This is a genomic window from Bacteroidota bacterium (assembly GCA_016194975.1).
Classification (GTDB): domain Bacteria; phylum Bacteroidota; class Bacteroidia; order Palsa-965; family Palsa-965.
In genome coordinates this window covers 125,100-146,026 of sequence record JACQAM010000020.1, presented here as the reverse complement: position 1 = coordinate 146,026, position 20,927 = coordinate 125,100, and the positions used below count along the sequence as shown (strand labels likewise).

The following is a 20,927-nucleotide window of genomic DNA, read 5'->3' as shown; positions in this document are numbered from 1 at the left end:
AACATGGAACAGATGCGTTTGCGTTCGCTCCATTATTTTAAAAGTTATGTGAATCTGCGCGACACACTTTTCTCCCAGGAAAATAAAAAACAACTCGTGCAGAAGGAAATGAATTATGAATTTGATAAAAAGCAGGAGAAACAAAAAGCGGACCAGGATAAAAAAGATGCGCTCGCAAAAGAACAACTGAAACAAAAAGAAACCGAAAGAAATTATTTCATTGCAGGATTCGCGCTTGTACTCGCGCTCGCGGGATTTATTTTCCGCAGTTACCGCCAGAAACAAAAAGCAAATGAAATTATTTCGCAGCAGAAACTGATGGTCGAAGAAAAGCAAAAGGAAATCCTGGATTCCATTCATTACGCGAAACGCATTCAGCAGAGTTTGCTGCCGAATGAAAAATATATTGCAAAAAATCTTTCTGCCGGGAAATGAGATCTCTCCTCTGCATATTCATTTTCATTTTTCTTTTTTCCTGCGGTGAAGAAGGAAAGAAAAAAAATGATGCGGGTGCGAATTCATTAGTGAAAATAAAATATCCACTGACGAAGAATGTAGATTCGCTTATTGCTCTTCTTAAAATCCTTCCCGGTGATTCCAATAAAATAAATGTTCTGAATACGCTTGCTGCTAAATTGAAAAAGAACAATCCGGATACGGCAATTATACTGGAAGATGAAGCGGTGGCTATCTGCAAAAAAATAAACTGGAAAAAAGGACTCGCAAGATCGCTTACAGGTTACGGAGTTTTTTACCGCTTAAAGGGCGATTTTCCAAAAGCGCTTGATTATAATTTAAAAGCGCTGGAATTGAATGAAGCGTTGAACGATAAAAACAAAATCTCCGGAATTCTCATCAACATCGGAAATATTTACAAGGATATGGGCGAATACGCAAAGTCCATTGATTATTACCAGCGGGGACTTGCCGCTGCAAAGGAGGCCGGGAATAGACAATGGCAGTCCAATGCGCTGGGAAATATAGGAAGCGCCTATCACGCTTTAGGTGATTACCAGAAATCACTGGAATTCTACGCACAGTCACAAAAAATTTACGCGGAGATTGGAGATCGCTCCGGGACCGCGATCAATTATTCTTCCATCGGAAATGTATGGGCGGAACAAAAAAATTACCCGGTTGCATTGGATTATTTTTTAAAAGCAAAAAATATAGAGGAAGAACTTGGGGATAAAAATGAATTAGCAGCCGTGTTGGGAAATATAGGCACCCTTTATTTGCTGTCGGGAAAATACAACGATGCTTACGAATGTCTTTACAAAGGGATCGCATTCTCCCAAAACATCGGGGCCGCAGACCGCACGAGATTTCTCTACGATGCTTTGAGCCAGCTCTATGAAAATTCAACCATTCCTCTCCCCGATTCCATTGGCGGAAAAATACTCAACATGGAACAGATGCGTTTGCGGTCTCTGCATTATTTTAAAAGTTATGTGAATCTGCGCGACACACTTTTCTCCCAGGAAAATAAAAAGCAACTCGTGCAGAAGGAAATGAATTATGAATTCGATAAAAAGCAGGAGAAACAAAAAGCCGGCCAGGATAAAAAAGATGCGCTCGCAAAAGAACAATTGAAACAGAAAGAAACCGAAAGGAATTATTTCATTGCAGGATTCGCGCTTGTACTCGCGCTCGCGGGATTTATTTTCCGCAGTTACAGACAGAAACAAAAAGCAAATGAAATTATTTCGCAGCAGAAACTGATGGTCGAAGAAAAGCAAAAGGAAATTCTGGATTCCATTCATTATGCGAAAAGAATCCAGCGGAGTTTACTGCCGAATGAAAAATACATTGCCCGGAATCTTAATTCCTGAAGTTAAAAAAGGGTATCTCTAAAAACCTAATTATCAAAAAAAACATCGCCACAAAGGCACAAGGACACTAAGAAAAATTTTATTAATCTTTGTGTCCTGGTGCCTTAGTGGCAAAAAAATTAGTTATCAGAGATCCCCAAAAGTAAAGTGTCCCCATTTTTCTATCTTTGGTAATGCCCTGCGGCATGAATTTTGCCTTTTCCCCTGTGAAAGCAACCCTATGAAACAACCCTACACGAGATTGCTCCTGTTTATTTTTCTCACGAGTCCACTCGCGCTTTTGTCGCAGGGGTTCGGCCTTCCTACCGGCTTCGATCTTAAAACTTTCGAGAAGAACCAGGATCTCGCTATCTGGTTTCTGCAATATGATTCTGCAGTAGCGAATGTGGCCAGTTTCGATCACCTCTCCGGTAAAGATTTTATTGCCTATCCCGATAAAAAAGGATGGAAAGTGGTGGCGGGAACTGTGGATTCTTCCGGTTTCAAATCCGATGCCGGCTATTATCTCATCGACCCAAAAAAAACGATTACTTCTTCAAAGAAAAAATTCGATACGCTGCAGGTTTGTGCCATGGGGCGCGCGCTTTATTATTCCAAAAAAGCAATAGCTAAACTCGCATTCAAAGCACCTTCCGGATGGGATTTCCTCACCAAACTGAACGATGACAAAAGCATAACCGTATGGGCGTTTCTTCTTCCCGATCCGAACGGCTCGCTGTGGTACGGGCCCGAATGTGCGTGGTACTACATGCAGGACGGAATAAAATTAAGCACAAGTAGAATTGTGAATCGTACACCACTCATGGCCGACAAAAACGGAACTACACTTTCGCTCAGTTGTCCCACCGATAAAATGCCGAGCATTGGCGCCATCTACATCGCGAGAAAATACATGACCGCTTTCCCTGAAGTTGACATCAGTTACAAAACAGGAACAAGCACGTTGCGTTATAACACAACCGAGAAGAATTTTTCCTGGGAACACGTGGGGAACTGATTTACAATTTGAGCATGTGTTACAATACTCCGCTTATAATATCTTCCACACTCACTCCTTCTGCTTCTGCTTTATAATTCCGCACAATGCGGTGACGAAGGATCGGCGCGGCCACTGCACGCACATCTTCAATGTCGGGAGAATATTTTCCGGAGACCACCGCGTTACATTTTGCGCCGAGTACCAGATATTGCGATGCACGCGGACCTGCGCCCCACGAGAGGAGACGATTCACATCTGAAGTTGCATTCGAAGTATTCGGCCGCGTTTTTGTTGCAAGTTTCACCGCGTACTCGAGCACGTTGTCGGGCACAGGCACGCGACGCACGAGTTCCTGCAGGAATAAGATCTCTTCGGCATCCAGTACTTTATTCAGTTGAACTGATTTATCCGACGTTGTATTCTTCACCACCATTATCTCATCTTCATATTTCGGATAGTCGAGCCACACGTTGAACATGAAACGATCGAGCTGCGCTTCGGGAAGAGGATAAGTTCCCTCCTGCTCTATCGGGTTCTGCGTTGCGAGAACGAAAAAAGGTTTTGCAAGTTCATATCTTTTTCCTGCGGCGGTCACCGTACGTTCCTGCATGGCTTCAAGCAAAGCCGATTGTGTTTTCGGCGGTGTACGATTGATCTCATCGGCAAGAATGATGTTGGCGAACAAAGGCCCTTTCACAAAACGGAATTGCCGGCTCTCATCGAGAATTTCTGTACCGATTATATCGGAAGGCATGAGATCGGGTGTGAACTGAATGCGGTTGTAAGTGAGTCCGAGCGATTGCGCGATAGTGTTCACCAATAAAGTTTTTGCAAGTCCGGGAACTCCCACAAGAAGACAATGCCCGTTGCTGAAAATAGAAACCAGCACATCTTTCACCACTTCGTCCTGCCCGACGATCACCTTATGAATTTCCTGCTGAAGGATTTTATATTTCTCGCGGAAAAAATCAACCGCTTCTACATCCGATTTGAATTGCATACTATTTTTCTGTTTGTGTTTTTCGCCGCGATTAAATTACGAATGAAAACCCAAGCGGAAACATACTTTCAAACATTTTTCAATTCGGGGCAACCCTTAAGAAGATGTTGCGACTTATGAATTTCCACAATGAAAAATGCAGAATACCGGCTTCTGTTAAATTTCCAAAAAATAACTGCGAATAGAGTAACAAAGCTGCATTTGTTGCGTCTTATTGCTGAACACGCCTCCCAAGGGTTAGGTCAGGTAAAAAAACCGGGAGGTTCTGTTTCGTGCAATTGGTGTGCAGAAGGCCGGATTTCGCAGCTCCGGCCTTCACTTTTTTAAAAGATGCACGTGCCTGCGTGTCTCAGGATAATTCGTTTGCCTATTTCTGATTTCACTTCATTATTCTTAATATTGCGAAACCATTCTAACCTGACCATCATGGGAAATCACGAAAGTAACGGCCACGCCGAAAATAATGATCACGATATGACTGAGGGAAAAGCACAGTACTATCCTAAAGGATGGTGGATTCCGCTCGCCGGGCTCGTTACAGTTGCGCTTGGATTCACACTTCTCGCCGGATTTATTTTCAGTCATTCGGGAACCGACAAATGGGGAAAGTCTGATAAGGTGTGCAATGATTCCTGTTGCAAGAATGGAAACAAATGCATGGATAATGGAAAATGCAAAGACATGAACAATTCGAAATGATCTTCCGGAATATTTTTTAAAAAGGGATCTCCGGGTCCCTTTTTTTATTTTAAACCATTCTGATTAAAAAAATTGTCAAATAATAATGGCATCTCTAAAAACACAGAAATGCAAGGCGGGCGAGTCCGAAAAACCGGAGTTTACTATTCGTAAATGAGGATTTTGAGGGCGCAGCCCAACGCAGCAGTTCTAAGTTATTAGAGATGCCCATGATTCACCGCGCACTTACTGAAATGGTCACCACCTGCGGCTGAAGTTTTTTTACCAGCGGATCTGCACTGCTGAATTCTTTATCGCCAAGAAGAGATTCCATTTCCTTCTGCGAAATATTTTTTTCATGATTCGCTTCCGTCAGCATTATTCCTATTCCCGCTTTTTCCAGTTTCCCTTCGTTCCATGAAGAGATTCCGCCACCATAATCCCAACCGAAACCTGAGAATTTAAAATCTTTTCCATTGAGTTGTTCCAATTCATCACTCGTCATTCCAAGATATATTCCGCACGTGGTCGTCCATTTATTATTGAAATCGTAACCGCCATTCTCCACATACATTGCATCAAGCGTCGCCACTTCCACTCCCGCACGATGCAACGAATCTTTCCAGAGGATCTGCACTTCATCACTGGTTTTCCTGTCAATAAAAGTTCCCATCACGAATCCTCCTTCCGCTCCCCAAATCGTGTCGTAAGAAATATGTCCGGCGCCGAATTTTTTCTTCAGTTCATTTTCGTCGGCCACTTGCAGTAATTCATCGAGAATAAAGGATGCTGCTGTTTTTACTGAATCTTTTTTCAGCGTACCGGCATTTTCTTTTTTCTTATTGCCCGCGCAGGAAAATAGCGCGCACATAAGAAAACAGGCAATCGGAAGAATAAAATATTTTTTCATCCCGCAATTTATTCAGAAAATAGATATTCAACCTTGATCTCACTGGCAATAAAGAACAGAATTTCATTAATTTTACCACTCGCGGTCGCACCTATTCGCCGCGTTCATCACACCATTCATTTTCAAAATCAGGATCATGTCAAACGTAGCGGCGAAACCAGCACTGTCGAAAGAAAAGATCGAAGAGTTCCGTAAACTGGTGCTTGAAGATTATCGTGTTGCCAATGAAAGCCGCGAAGCAAGTCTCACCGGGCGGAAAGAAGTGCTTACCGGCAAAGCCAAATTCGGAATTTTCGGTGATGGAAAAGAAGTGGCGCAGGTAGCGATGGCAAAATCTTTTCGCGAAGGAGATTTCCGCTCCGGATATTACCGCGACCAGACTTTCATGTTCTCGACCGGAAATCTTTCCCTGAAAGAATGGTTCGCACAATTGTATGCACACACCGATCTCGATGCCGAACCTTCTTCTGCCGGAAGACAGATGAACGGACATTTTGCAACAAGAAGTCTTGATGAAAATGGAAACTGGAAAGATCTTACGAAAATTAAAAATTCTTCTGCCGATGTTTCTCCTACCGGTTCGCAGATGCCGCGCTTACTCGGACTTGCACTTGCTTCGAAACATTATCGCAATAATGAAGAACTGAAACAGGAAAAATTTTCGAAGTTCTCCAATAACGGAAATGAAATTGCATTCGGAACGATCGGCGATGCTTCTACTTCCGAAGGATTATTCTGGGAAACCGTGAATGCTGCGGGAGTGATGCAGGTTCCCATGCTTCTTTCGGTTTGGGATGACGGTTATGGAATTTCTGTTCCGAAAAAATTCCAGACCACCAAAGAAAGTATTTCTGATGTGCTCTCCGGAATTCAGCGCACCGCTACTCATAACGGTTACCAGATTTTCAAAACGCGCGGATGGGATTATCCGCATCTCGTGGAAACGTATGAAAAAGCTGCTCGAATTTGCCGCGAAGAACATGTGCCTGTTCTTGTTCACGTGGAAGAAGTGAATCAGCCGCAGGGACATTCCACTTCCGGATCGCACGAACGCTATAAATCTCCTGAACGTTTGCAATGGGAATTAGATTTCGATTGCATAAAAAAATTTCGCGAATGGATATTGGTAACCGGCCTCTCTACTGCAAATGAACTCGACGAGATAGAAAAAAATGCAAAGGAGCATGTGAAGAGTGAACGCCGGGCTGCGTGGGAAGCTTATCTTGCTCCGCTGAAAGCAGAATTGAAAGAAGCCGGTTCTCTTCTTGATTCACTCGCAAAAGAAAGTACCAATGGACCTTTCATTGAAAAAATAAAAAATGATCTTGCTGCTGTTACCGATGCGCAGCGCCGCGATATTTCCGGTGCGTTGCGGAATGCTTTGAAATTTTCGAGGAAAGAAAATTCCGAAGCGAAAAAAAATATTATTTCCTGGCTTAAAAATTATTCCCAACTCAATTTCAACCGATACAGTTCTACACTTTACAGCGGAACAGCAATGAGAGTAAAACCTCAAGCGCCGGAATATTCTTCAGAAGAAAATTTTTGCGACGGAAGAGAAGTGCTGCGCGATAATTTCGATTCCATTCTTGCTTCCCATCCGGAGGTTTGCATTTTCGGAGAAGATTCCGGTTACATCGGTGGCGTGAATCAAGGACTTGAAGGACTCCAGAAAAAATACGGGATCCTCCGCGTATTCGATACAGGAATACGTGAAGCAACAATTGTCGGACAGGCAATAGGAATGGCGATGCGTGGATTGCGCCCCATTGCGGAAATTCAATATCTCGATTATTTGCTTTACGCATTGCAAATCATGAGCGACGATCTTGCTACGGTGCAATGGAGAACAGTGGGCGGACAAAAAGCGCCCGTGATCGTACGCACGCGCGGGCACCGGCTCGAAGGTGTGTGGCACTCGGGCTCGCCTATGGGAATGATCGTGCACGCACTGCGCGGAATGTATGTGTGCGTGCCGCGCAACATGACGCAGGCGGCAGGATTTTACAATACACTTCTGAGTGGCGATGAACCTGCATTGGTCATTGAACCGCTGAATGGATACCGGTTGAAAGAAAAAGTTCCGGTGAATTGGGGAAATTTCAGAATTCCATTGGGGAAACCCGAAATTATCCGTGATGGAAAAGAGGTGACGCTGGTGAGTTACGGTTCTACTTTGCGGCTTGCAATGGATGCTGCGAAAAATTTACAGGAACTTAATATTTCTGTGGAGATCATAGACGTGCAAACTTTACTTCCGTTCGATGTCGGTCATTTCATTGTGAATTCTGTAAAGAAAACAAATCGGCTGATCGTGGTGGATGAAGATGTTCCGGGTGGAGCGAGTGCATTCATTATGCAACATATTCTTGAAACGCAGAATGCGTATCAGTATCTCGACAGCGCACCGAAAACACTGACGGGAAAAGAACATCGCCCTGCTTATGGCTCCGATGGAGATTATTTCAGCAAGCCATCGGCAGATGATATTTTTGAAGCCGTGTATGAAATGATGAGTGAAAGTGATCCGCAACAATGGCCGGGGATGTATTGAGAATATTTTTTTCAATACGTCATATTCCCTCTCTTCAAAAACGCGCCGCAGGATTTGCGCACGATGAGTTCCGTTTCCAATTTTATTTTTTCCGGTTTGATTTTTTTATTCTTGTTGTTCAACTGGTGCATGAGCATTTCCACGGCTTTTGTCCCGATCTCCTCGAGCGGCTGGGCAACAGCGGTGACCGGAGGATTTGAAAACCGGAAATATTCCACATCATCGAAACTGATCACTGCAATATCCTGCGGAACGCGCAATCCGGTTTCATGAATATATTCGAAAGCAAATGCAGCGAGATTACTGTTCACCACGAATAATGCTTCAATACTTTTAGGCGGCGCTATCAAACTTCTCACTTCGCGATGCGTTGAGGAGCGCATGGTTGCAAATGGAATTTCGCGGATGAGTTGCGGATCGGGACGAATGCCGTGATCTTTCAATGCATCTTCATACCCTCGTGTTCTTTCTTTGATCGTACTCAGGAAAGAAGGAGAAATTTTCAGCAACCCGATTTTTTTATATCCGAGTGACAACAAGTGCCTCGTCGCCTCATACGCACCCTGGTAATTATCGACACCCACGTAATCCAGTTCTGCATTCGGAAGATTTCTGTCAATAAGAACAACAGGGAGTCCGTTCCTGCGGAAGGCATTCAGTTTCGCCGAAGAATTCTGCGTGCTTGCGACGATGATGCCATTCACGTTCTGTTCATTCACGAGCATTTCCACGAGCCGTTGTTCTTTGATTATATTCTCTTCTGTGCTTGAAACAATGATCTGGAATCCGAGTCGTGAAGCGCTGTCTTCGATGCTCCTTGAAATTTTAGAATAAAACGGATTTGAAATATCCGCAACGATCACTGCAATCACATTCGATTTTCCATTGCGTAGTCCGCGCGCCATGAGGTTGGGCCGGTAATTCAGTTCCGCTGCTTTCCTTATCACACGTTTCTGCGTCGCTTTACTAATTCCATAAGCATCTCCTTTTTCATTCAGCACAAGCGACACCAGTGTCTTCGAAACATTCAGTTGTTTCGCCAGTTCATTCAGCGAGATCCTTTTCATCCTCCTAAGTTACTTTCTATTCCATTTGCCCATCAAACCAGGCCGTGGAGGAGGTGGATGTATCAACAACTAAACCGATTTAAATTGTTTAAATAACTATCTATCAGTATTTTAAAAAATTTATTTATCATTTATTCTACACAACCCTTGACTTGAATGAATTGAAAAACTATATTCGCCGCATTCATTTGACTTAAATACCTGAATTCTTATAGGCAAACACAGGTATTTTTTTTGAAACAGACACCTAAATCGTTTTAGATAACCCAATGAACATGAAAAAACTGCTACTCATTTTTCTTTTCGGGCTCACACTAATGATGATCGGCCTTTCCCGCCTTCATGCGCAATGCAGCGGAGGTACTGGGGCAGGCGCACTCTCGCCCGCTCCCTCGGCAGCTTTCCAGACCATGTCGGTGACCGCCGGAAACTATTACACCTTCGTTGTTCCTGCAGGATGTATTCCATCCTACGATTTTTCATTCTGCGCCGCCGACGGCGGAAGTGCTTCTTACGATACACAACTCACCCTCCTCGACAATTCAGGCGCTTATGCAGGCGGATACAACGATGATAATTGCGGCCTGCAATCCAAAATTTCAGGATGGACACCTGCCGCTGCCGGAACTTACCGGATACTCGTCAATAATTATCCCTGCGGAGGCACCGGTGGCGCAGCTACATTGGCTTACCGTTCCATCACCCCGCCCAACATGACTTTTACAAGTTGTACTACAACACAACCTAATACAGGAACTGTAGCCAAATGCGACGTGGACCAGGAAGTGATTGCCGTACAGGTTGTGACCGCCGGAACCTGCAGCGCCCTCAGCGCAACACAATTCCAGATCAATATGACCGGTTCCTCTATTCCGGGAACGAATACCAACGATGTAACACGCATTCACATTTACTACACAGGCCTCTCCTCTCTCTTCAGCGCTTCTTCTGAATTCCTCAATGGCGGAGTGGTTCCTGCTACAGGAACGATCACTATAAACGGTTCGCAAACACTCCAGGCAGGAACAAATTATTTCTGGATCGCTTACGATATCAATTCTGTTTCTGCAACAGTTACGAATGTCATCGACGCGCAATGTACACAACTGACAGTGGCTGCAGTAACGCACGTTCCCACTGCAACGAATCCCGCAGGAACACGTTCCATTGTTGCGTGTCCTGCTTATCCCGGTGCAGGTTCACCGAATATGAAATTGTGGTTGAAATCAAATTCAGGTGTTACAACAGCGGGTCCGTCGGTCACATTATGGAATGATAATTCAGGCGCCGGTGTAACTGGAAATTTCGGGGTACAACCCGGCGCTCCTGCACAATCGAGTCCTACTTACGTTGCGAATTCCATCAATTACAATCCTTACATTTCTTTCAACGGCACAACCAATAGTTTGTCGGGCGCAAATAATTTCGCCGGCAATTCGCTGTTCAACGCAAACACGAATACGATCTTCATGGTTCAGAATTTAAAAGCAGGAACCGTTTATTTCAAATGGGAAACGATAGGAACCGGTGCCTACAGAGTTGGATTTGAAAGAAACGGAAATTCTATGCGTTTTGATTTTGTAGATGATGTCAACGGAAAAAATGATGTGAGCACAACGAATGTGATCAATAAAGATGTCCTCGTCGATGTAACATCAGACGCAACAAATTCTGTTGTGAAGCTGAATGGAAATACAGACGCTACGAAAAATATTTCCGCAGCAGGAGCTTTCAATCCCGGAGTTGGAACACACCGCATTGCGATCGGCAATAATGATCTTACAACAAATAATCTTCCTGCGCAGATCGACATGGCCGAGATCATGTCTTACAATACAAAACTTGCGACATCACAAATTAAAATGGTGGAATCTTATCTCGGGATAAAATACGGCATCACGCTCGGAAATAACCAGGGAACCGGCTCCTGCATCATTTACAAAAACAGCGCGGGCACTTCCGTCTGGAATAATCAAACCGGTTTTCATAATAACGTAACGGGAATCGGGCGCGATGACGGCAGCACACTCGATCAGCGTACATCGCGCGGCATTCTCAGTTTGAATGCATCACTCGATCTTGTGACGATCGTGAATGGAACTTTTGCAGCGCCCGTTGCATTTACTTCTAATCTTTCCACTCTTCTCGTCGGCAACAACAACACAAGCGCACAATCCATTTACGGCGATCCTACCTTCACCGATTATCCTGCGTCATTGGGCGCGAACGCTGCGCGCATACAACGCGTGTGGAAAGCGCAGGCCACCAACTTCACTCAGAATGTTTCCATTGGTTTTGAATCGACCATGCTCGTTGGCTGGAGCCCCGTGAGTAACCTGAGATTGCTCGTGGACGACGACGGAAATTTTTCGAATGGAGGAACCACTATTTATTCCGGCGCAGTACTCAACGGAAGCAGGATTGAATTCAGCGGAGTAACGAATCTTGGTAACGCGGGAAATCTTTATTTCTCGCTTGCGACGATCAACTACACGGCAACTCCTCTTCCTGTTGTGATGATGAATTTCAGCGGCAATTGCGAAAATAATTTTGTGAATCTCGCGTGGACCACCGCTTCGGAAACCAACAATCATTTTTTCACATTGGAACGTTCCATTGACGGAATCAATTTCGAAAGTGTAGTGACGATCCCCGGGCATGGCACGAGCTCGCAGGTACACGCGTACGCATGGGTAGATGAGAATTCCGTTTCATCGGTCGCTTATTATCGATTGAAACAAACGGATTACAACGGATCGACGGAAGTGCTTGGAATTATTTCTGTTGAAAGTTGTGGGAATCCTACAACAGTTCTTCTCTATCCGAACCCGACGGACGGCAACGCTTATCTTTCGTTTTCACTCGGAAACGATGCAGAAGTTTACGCCGAGGTAGATGATGCGATGGGAAGAAAAGTTTTTCTTGTTACGGAACAGAAAACTTTCGCAAAAGGAAATTACCAGTTGCCGGTTTCACTCGGCGATGAAGCGAAAGGAATGTACCTGCTGCGATTTGCGATCAATGGAAATTATACCCTCTATCGCATTGTGAAAGAATAAAATTCAAAAAAAACAAAAAACAAATCCCAAACAGAGTTCTCTTTACTTCGTTTGGGATTTGCCTGCCCGCCCCAGGCAGGGAATTTGTAATCTTGTTTTTAAAAATTTATTCCTTGCGAAATTCCGCAGTGAAATTCCCATAATTCACAAAGTAAGATCCTTTCACGAGCATTTTCACATCTACAGTTTTCGCATAGCCATTCAGCATGCAGGTTCCGTTCTCATCGAATATTTCATAAAGCGTAACAGCGCTGAATTCGAGCGGCATATTTTTTCTCACACTTATCGTATTCAATTCTACCGGTGCAATCGTCGGATCTTCCACATCAGAAGGTTTGGAATAAAGCGGCGTTTCTGCAAATGAATTCACTTCCACGCGGAATTGATTTTTCCCGCTGGTAATATATTTTTCAAGATCGAATGAATAAGCAGAAAATCCCTGCGCACCTTTTGTTTCCAGCGTTCCCACCGGCACCCATCGGTTCCACCGGAATTGCTGAATGATTAGCGTGGCGACTTTCCCATCGCAATCCAGTTCGAAATTGAATTTTTTCTGACTGTCAATTATTTGATTCCTGAATGAAGTGGTGGTTTCCGTTGCAAAATCTTTATAATTAACAAAGACCGGAGCCGTGGAAGAAATACTGAAGATCGCAACATGAAAAATACTTCCATCGGCAATATTCATTTTTGAAAGTGCGATCGTGTATTGCATCGTCTTCGGAATATTGCGTAACGTATCTCCGTTGACTGTAATGTTCCGAAATGTATTTCCGCCGGAAACATTCTGCATTTTATCCAGTTTCAGATCGAGCCCGGTGTGATAAATTCCATCGAGAACTTTAGATTGTGCAAATGAATTCACTGCATACCACAACAGAAAATTTATCGCGGCTAATTTCTTCATCCTTTAAAAGTACAACGTTGCCACACATCTTCCCTCTGAATTTTGCTCAACATCAGATCGAAAAACACTTTAAGACCTACGTCCATTTTCACTACTTTTGCATCTGGAAAAACCAAAACCCGACTCAACATGAAACATGCTTTACTTTCAGTCATCGCTTTTTCTGTTGCTTCCTTCGCAGGAGCGCAGATCACATTGACACAAAATGATGTTGCGCCTTTGTATACGCAGATACTGCAGGCGAATGACACCATGCCCACTGTGTTACCCGGTTCGCCCGGCACAAGTCAGACGTACGACGTTTCTGCAACGAATAATCATTACCTGGATACGCTGCTTTTCACTTTGCCGCAGTTCACTCCTTACGGAAGTTCATTCACTTCTTCGAATCTCGCAATGTACAACAGCCAGAATGGAACACCCGGCTACATTTATCTCACGAATAATTCTTCAGTTTACCAGGTTGATGGAACTGCTGCCGATCCGCTCGGAACAGGTACGATTGCAATTCCGCTCAGTAACCCGGAAGAATTGATGGCGTGGCCTTCTACATTCAACACTTCTTTCATTGACACTGCAAAAGGAATGTTCCAGATGTATTACGGACAGGATCCGGGAATAGGATTCACTGTCGATTCTTTCCGCGTTCACATTTGGGTGAAAAAAACAAGTGACATCGACGGATGGGGCTCGTGCATTACTCCTGCTGCTACTTACAATAATGTTCTTCGCCAGAATGTTCTTCGTGTAGAATATGACACGATCGATATTTATGCTTTCGGAAACTGGGCTCCTGATTTCTATCAGCAGCTTGATTCCAATCGCATTTATTCTTATTGGGCGAATGGTGCAGGATTTCCCGTCGCACAATTAACCGACCGCCAGGATCTCGGCACCATCACAAGTGCAAACTATATCCTGAGCACTGCGCAGGTTGGAATTGCTGAACACCACAATGGCAATGTGAATGTTTATCCGAATCCTGCAAATGACGTGATCAATTTCTCATTGAGCGGAATGCACGCAGCAGGCATCACGGTCTATGATGTGAATGGGAAACTCGTTACTTCTCTTCCTGTAAATTCCGATCATACTTCGCTTGATGTTTCAGCATTTAACGCAGGAATTTATTTTTACAATGTAACGGATGCCAATGGAAATTCAATTTCCCGCTCACGCTTCACTGTTACACATTAATTCATTTTCTAATAGAAAAGATCCTCCGTCAATCGCGGAGGATTTTTTTTGCCTCTTGTTTTTCTGAAGTCGTAACTTTACGCAGTAACGCCATCATGAAAAAAATAACGGAATCTCCCTCGCATTACGATCATCTCGAAAAGATGAGCACGACTGAATTGCTGCGCGCGATGAATACGGAAGACAAAAAAGTTCCGGATGCCGTTGAAAAAATAATTCCGCAGATCGTGCAGTTCGTGGATGTGATCAGCGGGAAGATGAAAAACGGCGGGCGATTATTTTACATTGGCGCAGGCACGAGCGGTCGACTTGGAATTGTTGATGCATCGGAATGTCCTCCCACTTTCGGAGTGCCGCACGGAATGGTAGTTGGAATAATTGCCGGTGGCGATTCCGCAATAAGAAAAGCGGCAGAGTTCGCAGAAGATAATATTGAGCAGGGATGGAACGATCTATGCGAACATGAAATAAATGAAGAAGATGTGGTGATAGGAATTGCAGCATCGGGAACAACTCCTTACGTGGCAGGGGCGCTAAAAAAATGTAATGAAAAAAATATTATTACAGGATGTATAACGTGTAATCCCGATTCTCCGGTAGCACTCACGGCGAAATTCCCATTGGTAGTTGTGGTAGGCCCGGAATTCGTAACCGGAAGCACGCGGATGAAATCGGGCACGGCGCAGAAATTAGTTCTGAACATGATCTCCACTTCGGTGATGATCAAACTCGGGAGAGTGAAAGGAAATAAAATGGTGGACATGCAACTGAGCAATACTAAACTCATTGACCGCGGAACAAAAATGGTGATGGATGCTACGGGGTTTGATTATGAAAAAGCAAATGCGCTTTTAAAAAAATTCGGTAGCGTAAGAATGGCTATTGCCAATAAGTAGTTGGTTGTTTTGCATAGTACGAAATACGAAATGGTACTGAAAGTTACTAAATGCAGATCGAAACGAAATCAATTGCCGCTATGACACTTTTCGTACACTTTCGTATTTCGTAACTTTTAGTATTCTTTTCGTATTTCATACTCCCCATGCATACCCTGGAACCTTTCTTCAACTGGAGACATCTCTATACCGCAGAAGAAGATGAACGTTCTCCTTTTTTCGGAAGAGAATACAGCGAATTTGAATTCACGAATAAAGTTTACAATTACCTCCTGCATCCGCAATGGGATGATTTCGGATCACTGACACTTTACATGAAAATTCTTTTTGTGGATTATGAAAAGAATTTTGTGGTGATGGAATTCATCGGTGAATGGAATGACGCGATCAACAACGACATTATGATCCTCAAGCGCGACATCATTGATGAATTGAAATTATGCGGAATCAATAAATTCATTCTCATTGGCGAAAATGTGCTCAACTTTCATTATTCCGACGACAGTTATTACGAAGAATGGTACGAAGAGAGTGAAGACTCCAAAGGAGCAAGTGGCTGGATCGCATTCGTGAATTTTCAACCACACGTGCTCGCAGAAATGAAACGCGCGCGCATAGACTGGTACGTGCACTGGGGCGCGGAACTCGATGCGCTTCCGTGGAGAACAATGCAACCGCTTCAATTATTCGAAAAAACAGAAGAGCTCATTCGCAAACGGCTGGGATGAATAAGTCATTTATATTTACGCTAAACCTTCTTAACATTGCAGCGCTCATACTTAGAATTCATGAATAGATCTATTTCGATAACCGCTGCTTAACTTTACACATGACCACTGAAGTCAAACGCAATTTTTTATTCGCAGGCCACCGCGGTGGTGTGTATGCACTCGCGCGCGGAAAAGATCCTTCCGTTTTTTTCAGCGGCAGCAGCGACAAATTTGTTGTGGCGTGGAATGCCGAAACCGGCGAACAGGAAAAATTCGCCGCACAATTTCCTGCTCCGGTTTACGCGCTCCGTTTTCTTGAAGAAAAAAATATTCTTCTGGTTGGCGCAGCTACGGGCTCTCTTCATTTCATCGACCTTGAAAAACGCGAAGAAATAAAAGTCCTGCAATTGCATTCCGCGCAGATCTTCGACGTCGCTTATTCTCCTAAAAATGATCTCATCATAACAGCGGGCGGCGATGGGCAGATCACATTCTTGAACGGGAAGACTTTGGAATTAATCAAAGCGATAAAATTATGTTCGCAGAAAGTGCGGAATGTAGTTATCGATCCTTCCGAAGAAAAACTTGCAGTGGCGAGCGGCGACGGAAACATCACGATATTTTCTTTACCGGGAATGGAAGAGCTATTTTCTTTTCATGCGCATAATCTTTCTGCGAATGCGCTTGCCTGGAATTCTGCGGGAACTATTTTATTAAGCGGCGGGCGCGATGCGTACCTGAAAGCGTGGAATGCAGAAAAGAATTTTTCGCTCCTCACTGCTATTCCTGCGCACAACTTCGCCATCTACTCTATTGTGTTCAGTCCGGACGGAAAATTATTTGCAACCGGCAGCCGCGACAAAACCATCAAACTCTGGGATGCAGAAAATATTCGTCTCCTGCTACGCATCAACAAAGAAACTCACGATGCACATGCTAATTCTGTGAATCGTTTATTGTGGAATGAGAAAGGATTATTTTCTGCGAGTGATGATAATGTGATCATGAAGTGGATGGTGAGTTATGGATTATGAGATCGGTGCTGTAGGAAATGTTTATTTTTTTCCTCGAATTATTCCTGCAAAAAATATCACGCGAGGCTGCCAGGCCGCATCGCAAATGAAACAAGAATACTTTTTTGAAATTGGATTAAGAAACACGGAAAACTCAAAACTCAATTTCCGAACTCACTCAGGAATTTTATCCGCACTAATCTTATTTCTTCTCTCGTAAAATCTTCTTCGCCTAATTCTGCAACCGCTTCTTCCATCGAATCACTTTCTGATTCTTTGAAATATTCCACGATCTCTTCCTGCTTATCGGAATCGATCATACCATCGATATAGTAATTGATATTCACTTTCGTTCCCGAGAGAACAATCGTTTCAATTTCCGCGATCACATCATCGAGCTTCAGTCGTTTTGCCGCAGCCACATCCATCAGATCGAGTTTGCGGTCGATGCTCTGGATGATGTGCACTTTTAAACCCGATTTGTTCACGACCGATTTCACGAGCATATCCTGCGCGCGTTCGATCTCGTTTTCTTCCACATATTTTGCAATGAGATCGATGAAAGGTTTTCCGAATTTGATCGCTTTTCCCTGTCCCACGCCCGTGATGCGCGTGAGTTCATCCATAGTCACCGGGTATTGAATGGCCATTTCTTCCAATGAAGTTTCCTGGAAAACAACATAGGGCGGAAGATTTTTCTGCTTCGCTACTTTTTTGCAGAGATCTTTCAGTAATCCATAAAGTTGTTCATCCGCTCCACCTCCCCGTTGGTTTCCTGCCAATTCAATATCATCATCATCACTTTCCGCGCCGGTATAGTTGTGATCGCGCGTAATCGTGAGCGTGTAGGGTTTATTCAGGAATGCCTTTCCTTCTTTCGTGAGTTTGAGCAACCCGTAATTCTCAATATCCTTCGAAAGCAATCCTTCCATCAATGCTGTTCTGATTACCGCATTCCAGTACGCTTCATCTTTATCATCATCAAGTCCTTTTCCGAAAATTTCGAGATTATTCTGTTTGTATGATTTGATGGTGTTCGTGAGCGTTCCCTGCAAAACCTGGATGATATGTTTCGCTTTGAATTTTTCTTTCACCTCCGAAACACAATCGACCGCCAATCCTACATCATCGGTAGCATCCACTTTTGTTTTCGGGTTATTGCAGTTGTCGCAGTTCTTACAATTTTTTTCTTTGTACGATTCGCCGAAATAATGAAGCAGAACTTTTCTCCGGCACGCCGATGATTCTGCATAAGCAACTGTTTCGAGCAATAATTGTTTTCCGATCTCCTGTTCAGCGACCGGTTTTCCCTTCATGAATTTTTCTAATTTCTGAATATCGTCGTAGCTGTAGAATGCAAGACATTGTCCTTCTCCACCGTCACGTCCTGCGCGGCCTGTTTCCTGGTAATATCCTTCAAGCGATTTGGGAACGTCATGATGAATTACAAAACGAACATCCGGTTTATCGATCCCCATTCCGAAAGCGATGGTGGCGACAATCACATCAATATCTTCCATCAGGAATTTGTCCTGCGTGCGTGCGCGCGTAGATGCGTCGAGTCCCGCGTGATAAGGAAGCGCTTTGATACCGTTCACCTGCAGCGTTTGCGCGAGCTCTTCTACTTTTTTTCTGCTCAGGCAATAAATGATTCCTGATTTTCCGGAATTCTTTTTTACGAATTTGATGATCTCTTTCACCACGTTGATCTTCGGACGCACTTCGTAATAAAGATTGGAACGATTGAAAGAAGATTTGAAAATAGCTGCGCCGGTCATCCCGAGATTTTTCAGAATGTCCTGCTGAACTTTAGGAGTAGCAGTTGCGGTAAGTGCAATGATAGGAACGGTACCTATTGCTTCGATGATAGCACGAAGTCGGCGATATTCCGGTCGGAAATCATGTCCCCATTCCGAAATGCAGTGCGCTTCATCGATCGCGAAAAAAGAAATTTTTATTTCACGAAGAAAAGTAATGTTCTCTTCTTTCGTCAATGATTCGGGCGCAACATAAAGCAATTTTGTTTTTCCACTCACAATATCTTTCCGCACTTTGATGATCTCTGCTTTGGTGAGCGATGAATTCATGAAGTGTGCGATGCCATCATCAGTTCCGAAATTACGGATCGCATCCACCTGGTTTTTCATGAGTGCAATGAGTGGAGAAACAATAATGGCTGTTCCTTCACTGATGAGCGCGGGCAATTGATAGCAAAGCGACTTTCCTCCGCCGGTGGGCATGATCACAAAAGTGTCCTTGCCTTCCAGCACGCTGTTGATTATTTCCTCTTGTTGTCCTTTGAATTTGCTGAACCCGAAATATTTCTTCAGATGCTCCGACAACGTAGCGCTCTCAGTATCGATCATTTTTAGACTCGTGTATTGGTGAAACGGGAGAATCACGCTTTGAAAGGCGCTTATAGTAAAGATATAATGAATTTTTCGTTCACTAACTATTCCCCCGACAGTTTTTTTCACTTTTCAATAAAATAACTTTTCACAGTTTTCAAAAAAAATTTTGAAGTGATCGCCGATTTTCTAAATTTGATTATCCAACAAACTTCCCATGTCAAAATTCTACCTGGCTTTCTTTATGATGTTGATACCCGTTTTTGTCGGGGCACAAACATCAAGTCCTGACGTTCTCGCAACCGGTGGAGGATTTGCAACCGGCGCAGGTTTCACCAATTCATTTACTGTAGGGCAGGGATCCATTACTCCGACTTATTCTGCCGGAACTTTTATTCTCACACAGGGATTTCAGCAACCCGTGGATTTTTCAACCGGAATTGTTCCTTTATATATGAATGATCAACTCGGAACATTTCCAAATCCTAACAACGGACAATTCTTTGTTGAATATAATCTGGAAAATAATTCCGACGTTATCATAGAAGCTTTTAATAATGTCGGACAATTGGTTTACTCAAATACAAATTCACAAACAAGCGGACACCAGGTTCAACAAATAGATCTTTCCGCTCAACCAAATGAAATTTATTTTATTCGTTGTACCATCTCTTGCGGTGCAAACATTACAATTCATACTTCCACGATCACTTTATCCCACTAGCCATGAAAAAAATAATTACTCTGACCCTTCTCCTATTTGCAACTGCTGCATTCGCACAAGCACCTCAAGCGGTCAATTACCAGGGCATCGCACGTGATGGCGCAGGAAACGCGATCACCAACCAATTACTCGGCCTCGAACTAACGATACATCAGGGTTCAACTACCGGTACGATCGTTTACCAGGAAACTTTTTCTCCAACAAGTAATCAATTCGGTTTGTATTCTGTACAAATGGGAATGGGAACTCCTGTAAGCGGAATATTTTCTTCCATCAATTGGGCGAATGGTCCTTACTTTCTCGAAGTAGGAATGGATATTTCAGGTGGAAATAGTTACGTTTCCGCAGGTACCACACAACTCATTTCTGTTCCTTACGCGTTGTATGCTCAAACATCAGGAAGTTCTACTCCGGGTCCAACGGGACCAACTGGTCCTGCTGGTGCAAATGGTGCAACAGGACCGACCGGTGCCGCTGGTGCAAATGGAGCAACAGGGCCAACTGGTGCTGCCGGAGCAACTGGAACAACTGGATTAACTGGACCAACCGGTGCTGTTGGTGCAACTGGTGTTGCTGGACCAACTGGTGCCGCTGGTGCAAATGGAGCAACAGGACCGACTGGTTCTACTGGTGCAAACGGTGCAACGGGATCAACTGGAAATACAGGTGCTGCTGGTGCAACAGGACCAACTGGGGCTAATGGTGCTGCCGGTGTAACTGGACCGACTGGTGCTGTTGGTGCAACGGGTGCTGTTGGTGCGACTGGTGCAGTTGGCGCAACGGGACCAACCGGACCTGCAGGTGCCACTGGTGCAACAGGACCGCAGAGTGATCACGGAGAACTACGATTTACTGCGAATGGAACGTTCACTGTTCCGTCCGGAGTAACTACTGTTTGGGTGAGCATGTGTGGTGGAGGTGGCGGTGGTTCGAGTGGAGATGGAACTTATACCGGTGGTGGTGGTGGTGGTGGTGCCGCAGTAATTGCTGAACAATTTACAGTTGTTCCTTTATCTACTATTGCAATTACAGTTGGTGCTGGTGGGACAGGAA

The 20,927-nt window shown here is 44.1% G+C and carries 16 protein-coding genes and 1 pseudogene; 12 read left to right on the top strand and 5 right to left on the bottom strand.

Going from position 1 to position 20,927, the window contains the following annotated elements:
* The 3 genes from HY064_13100 to HY064_13090 form a co-directional block, all read left to right on the top strand.
* Positions 1 to 435, top strand: a 435-nt coding sequence (locus tag HY064_13100) for a hypothetical protein (GenBank protein MBI3511592.1), incomplete at its 5' end; no start/stop codon positions are given.
* Positions 432 to 1,832 (top strand): tetratricopeptide repeat protein, encoded by a 1,401-nt coding sequence (locus HY064_13095; GenBank protein MBI3511591.1) that lies wholly within the window; start codon positions 432 to 434, stop codon positions 1,830 to 1,832. The genes HY064_13100 and HY064_13095, both read left to right, overlap by 4 nt.
* A gap of 220 nt (positions 1,833 to 2,052) precedes the next feature.
* Entirely contained in the window at positions 2,053 to 2,829 is a 777-nt protein-coding gene (locus tag HY064_13090; GenBank protein MBI3511590.1) for a hypothetical protein, read from the top strand.
* A gap of 19 nt (positions 2,830 to 2,848) precedes the next feature.
* On the opposite strand, the gene HY064_13085 is transcribed toward HY064_13090, so the two are convergent.
* Entirely contained in the window at positions 2,849 to 3,811 is a 963-nt protein-coding gene (locus tag HY064_13085; GenBank protein ID MBI3511589.1) for an AAA family ATPase, read from the bottom strand.
* A 426-nt stretch (positions 3,812 to 4,237) separates the two neighbouring features.
* Between HY064_13085 and HY064_13080 the strand changes: the two genes are divergently transcribed.
* Positions 4,238 to 4,510 (top strand): hypothetical protein, encoded by a 273-nt coding sequence (locus tag HY064_13080; GenBank protein MBI3511588.1) that lies wholly within the window; start codon positions 4,238 to 4,240, stop codon positions 4,508 to 4,510.
* A gap of 214 nt (positions 4,511 to 4,724) precedes the next feature.
* Here the strand turns inward: HY064_13080 and HY064_13075 are convergent, their stop codons facing one another.
* On the bottom strand, positions 4,725 to 5,399 hold the full coding sequence (locus HY064_13075; GenBank protein MBI3511587.1) for a hypothetical protein: 675 nt from the start codon (positions 5,397 to 5,399) through the stop codon (positions 4,725 to 4,727).
* Between the two features lie 136 nt (positions 5,400 to 5,535).
* On the opposite strand from HY064_13075, the gene HY064_13070 reads away from it, so the two are divergent.
* Positions 5,536 to 7,953 (top strand): transketolase, encoded by a 2,418-nt coding sequence (locus HY064_13070; GenBank protein ID MBI3511586.1) that lies wholly within the window; start codon positions 5,536 to 5,538, stop codon positions 7,951 to 7,953.
* An 11-nt stretch (positions 7,954 to 7,964) separates the two neighbouring features.
* On the opposite strand, the gene HY064_13065 is transcribed toward HY064_13070, so the two are convergent.
* The gene (locus tag HY064_13065; GenBank protein ID MBI3511585.1) at positions 7,965 to 9,020 is read right to left on the bottom strand and encodes a LacI family DNA-binding transcriptional regulator; all 1,056 of its coding nucleotides are present in this window, start codon (positions 9,018 to 9,020) and stop codon (positions 7,965 to 7,967) included.
* Between the two features lie 275 nt (positions 9,021 to 9,295).
* Between HY064_13065 and HY064_13060 the strand changes: the two genes are divergently transcribed.
* Positions 9,296 to 12,079, top strand: coding sequence for a T9SS type A sorting domain-containing protein (locus tag HY064_13060; protein ID MBI3511584.1), 2,784 nt, complete (start codon positions 9,296 to 9,298; stop codon positions 12,077 to 12,079).
* 106 nt (positions 12,080 to 12,185) lie between these two features.
* Here HY064_13060 and HY064_13055 read toward each other — a convergent pair whose 3' ends face one another.
* Positions 12,186 to 12,986, bottom strand: a complete 801-nt coding sequence (locus tag HY064_13055) for a hypothetical protein (protein MBI3511583.1) — start codon at positions 12,984 to 12,986, stop codon at positions 12,186 to 12,188.
* Between the two features lie 129 nt (positions 12,987 to 13,115).
* Here HY064_13055 and HY064_13050 point away from each other — a divergent pair, with 129 nt between their 5' ends.
* The 4 genes from HY064_13050 to HY064_13035 all read left to right on the top strand — a co-directional run bounded on the left by HY064_13050 (position 13,116) and on the right by HY064_13035 (position 16,823).
* Entirely contained in the window at positions 13,116 to 14,183 is a 1,068-nt protein-coding gene (locus HY064_13050; GenBank protein MBI3511582.1) for a T9SS type A sorting domain-containing protein, read from the top strand.
* 95 nt (positions 14,184 to 14,278) lie between these two features.
* Positions 14,279 to 15,079, top strand: a complete 801-nt coding sequence (gene murQ / locus HY064_13045) for an N-acetylmuramic acid 6-phosphate etherase (GenBank protein ID MBI3511581.1) — start codon at positions 14,279 to 14,281, stop codon at positions 15,077 to 15,079.
* A gap of 146 nt (positions 15,080 to 15,225) precedes the next feature.
* Positions 15,226 to 15,807 carry a hypothetical protein gene (locus tag HY064_13040; protein MBI3511580.1) on the top strand — a complete coding sequence of 194 codons (582 nt, stop codon included), beginning with the start codon at positions 15,226 to 15,228 and terminating at the stop codon, positions 15,805 to 15,807.
* A 101-nt stretch (positions 15,808 to 15,908) separates the two neighbouring features.
* On the top strand, positions 15,909 to 16,823 hold the full coding sequence (locus HY064_13035) for a WD40 repeat domain-containing protein (GenBank protein MBI3511579.1): 915 nt from the start codon (positions 15,909 to 15,911) through the stop codon (positions 16,821 to 16,823).
* 140 nt (positions 16,824 to 16,963) lie between these two features.
* Here the strand turns inward: HY064_13035 and recQ are convergent, their stop codons facing one another.
* Complete coding sequence (gene recQ, locus HY064_13030) at positions 16,964 to 19,168, bottom strand: DNA helicase RecQ (GenBank protein ID MBI3511578.1); 2,205 nt, start codon at positions 19,166 to 19,168, stop codon at positions 16,964 to 16,966.
* Positions 19,169 to 19,367: 199 nt separating this feature from the next.
* Here recQ and HY064_13025 point away from each other — a divergent pair, with 199 nt between their 5' ends.
* Positions 19,368 to 19,874, top strand: a complete 507-nt coding sequence (locus HY064_13025; GenBank protein ID MBI3511577.1) for a T9SS type A sorting domain-containing protein — start codon at positions 19,368 to 19,370, stop codon at positions 19,872 to 19,874.
* 2 nt (positions 19,875 to 19,876) lie between these two features.
* A pseudogene (locus HY064_13020) lies at positions 19,877 to 20,695 on the top strand (collagen-like protein).
* Positions 20,696 to 20,927 lie beyond the last annotated feature (232 nt).

Coding starts and splice junctions, on each gene's coding strand:
- HY064_13085 (MBI3511589.1), bottom strand. CDS start 3,811: ATGCAATTCAAATCGGATGTAGAAGCGGTTGATTTTTTCCGCGAGAAA.
- HY064_13060 (MBI3511584.1), top strand. CDS start 9,296: ATGAAAAAACTGCTACTCATTTTTCTTTTCGGGCTCACACTAATGATG.
- HY064_13090 (MBI3511590.1), top strand. CDS start 2,053: ATGAAACAACCCTACACGAGATTGCTCCTGTTTATTTTTCTCACGAGT.
- HY064_13075 (MBI3511587.1), bottom strand. CDS start 5,399: ATGAAAAAATATTTTATTCTTCCGATTGCCTGTTTTCTTATGTGCGCG.
- HY064_13055 (MBI3511583.1), bottom strand. CDS start 12,986: ATGAAGAAATTAGCCGCGATAAATTTTCTGTTGTGGTATGCAGTGAAT.
- HY064_13025 (MBI3511577.1), top strand. CDS start 19,368: ATGTCAAAATTCTACCTGGCTTTCTTTATGATGTTGATACCCGTTTTT.
- HY064_13040 (MBI3511580.1), top strand. CDS start 15,226: ATGCATACCCTGGAACCTTTCTTCAACTGGAGACATCTCTATACCGCA.
- HY064_13080 (MBI3511588.1), top strand. CDS start 4,238: ATGGGAAATCACGAAAGTAACGGCCACGCCGAAAATAATGATCACGAT.
- recQ (MBI3511578.1), bottom strand. CDS start 19,168: ATGATCGATACTGAGAGCGCTACGTTGTCGGAGCATCTGAAGAAATAT.
- HY064_13070 (MBI3511586.1), top strand. CDS start 5,536: ATGTCAAACGTAGCGGCGAAACCAGCACTGTCGAAAGAAAAGATCGAA.
- HY064_13095 (MBI3511591.1), top strand. CDS start 432: ATGAGATCTCTCCTCTGCATATTCATTTTCATTTTTCTTTTTTCCTGC.
- HY064_13050 (MBI3511582.1), top strand. CDS start 13,116: ATGAAACATGCTTTACTTTCAGTCATCGCTTTTTCTGTTGCTTCCTTC.
- HY064_13065 (MBI3511585.1), bottom strand. CDS start 9,020: ATGAAAAGGATCTCGCTGAATGAACTGGCGAAACAACTGAATGTTTCG.
- murQ (MBI3511581.1), top strand. CDS start 14,279: ATGAAAAAAATAACGGAATCTCCCTCGCATTACGATCATCTCGAAAAG.
- HY064_13035 (MBI3511579.1), top strand. CDS start 15,909: ATGACCACTGAAGTCAAACGCAATTTTTTATTCGCAGGCCACCGCGGT.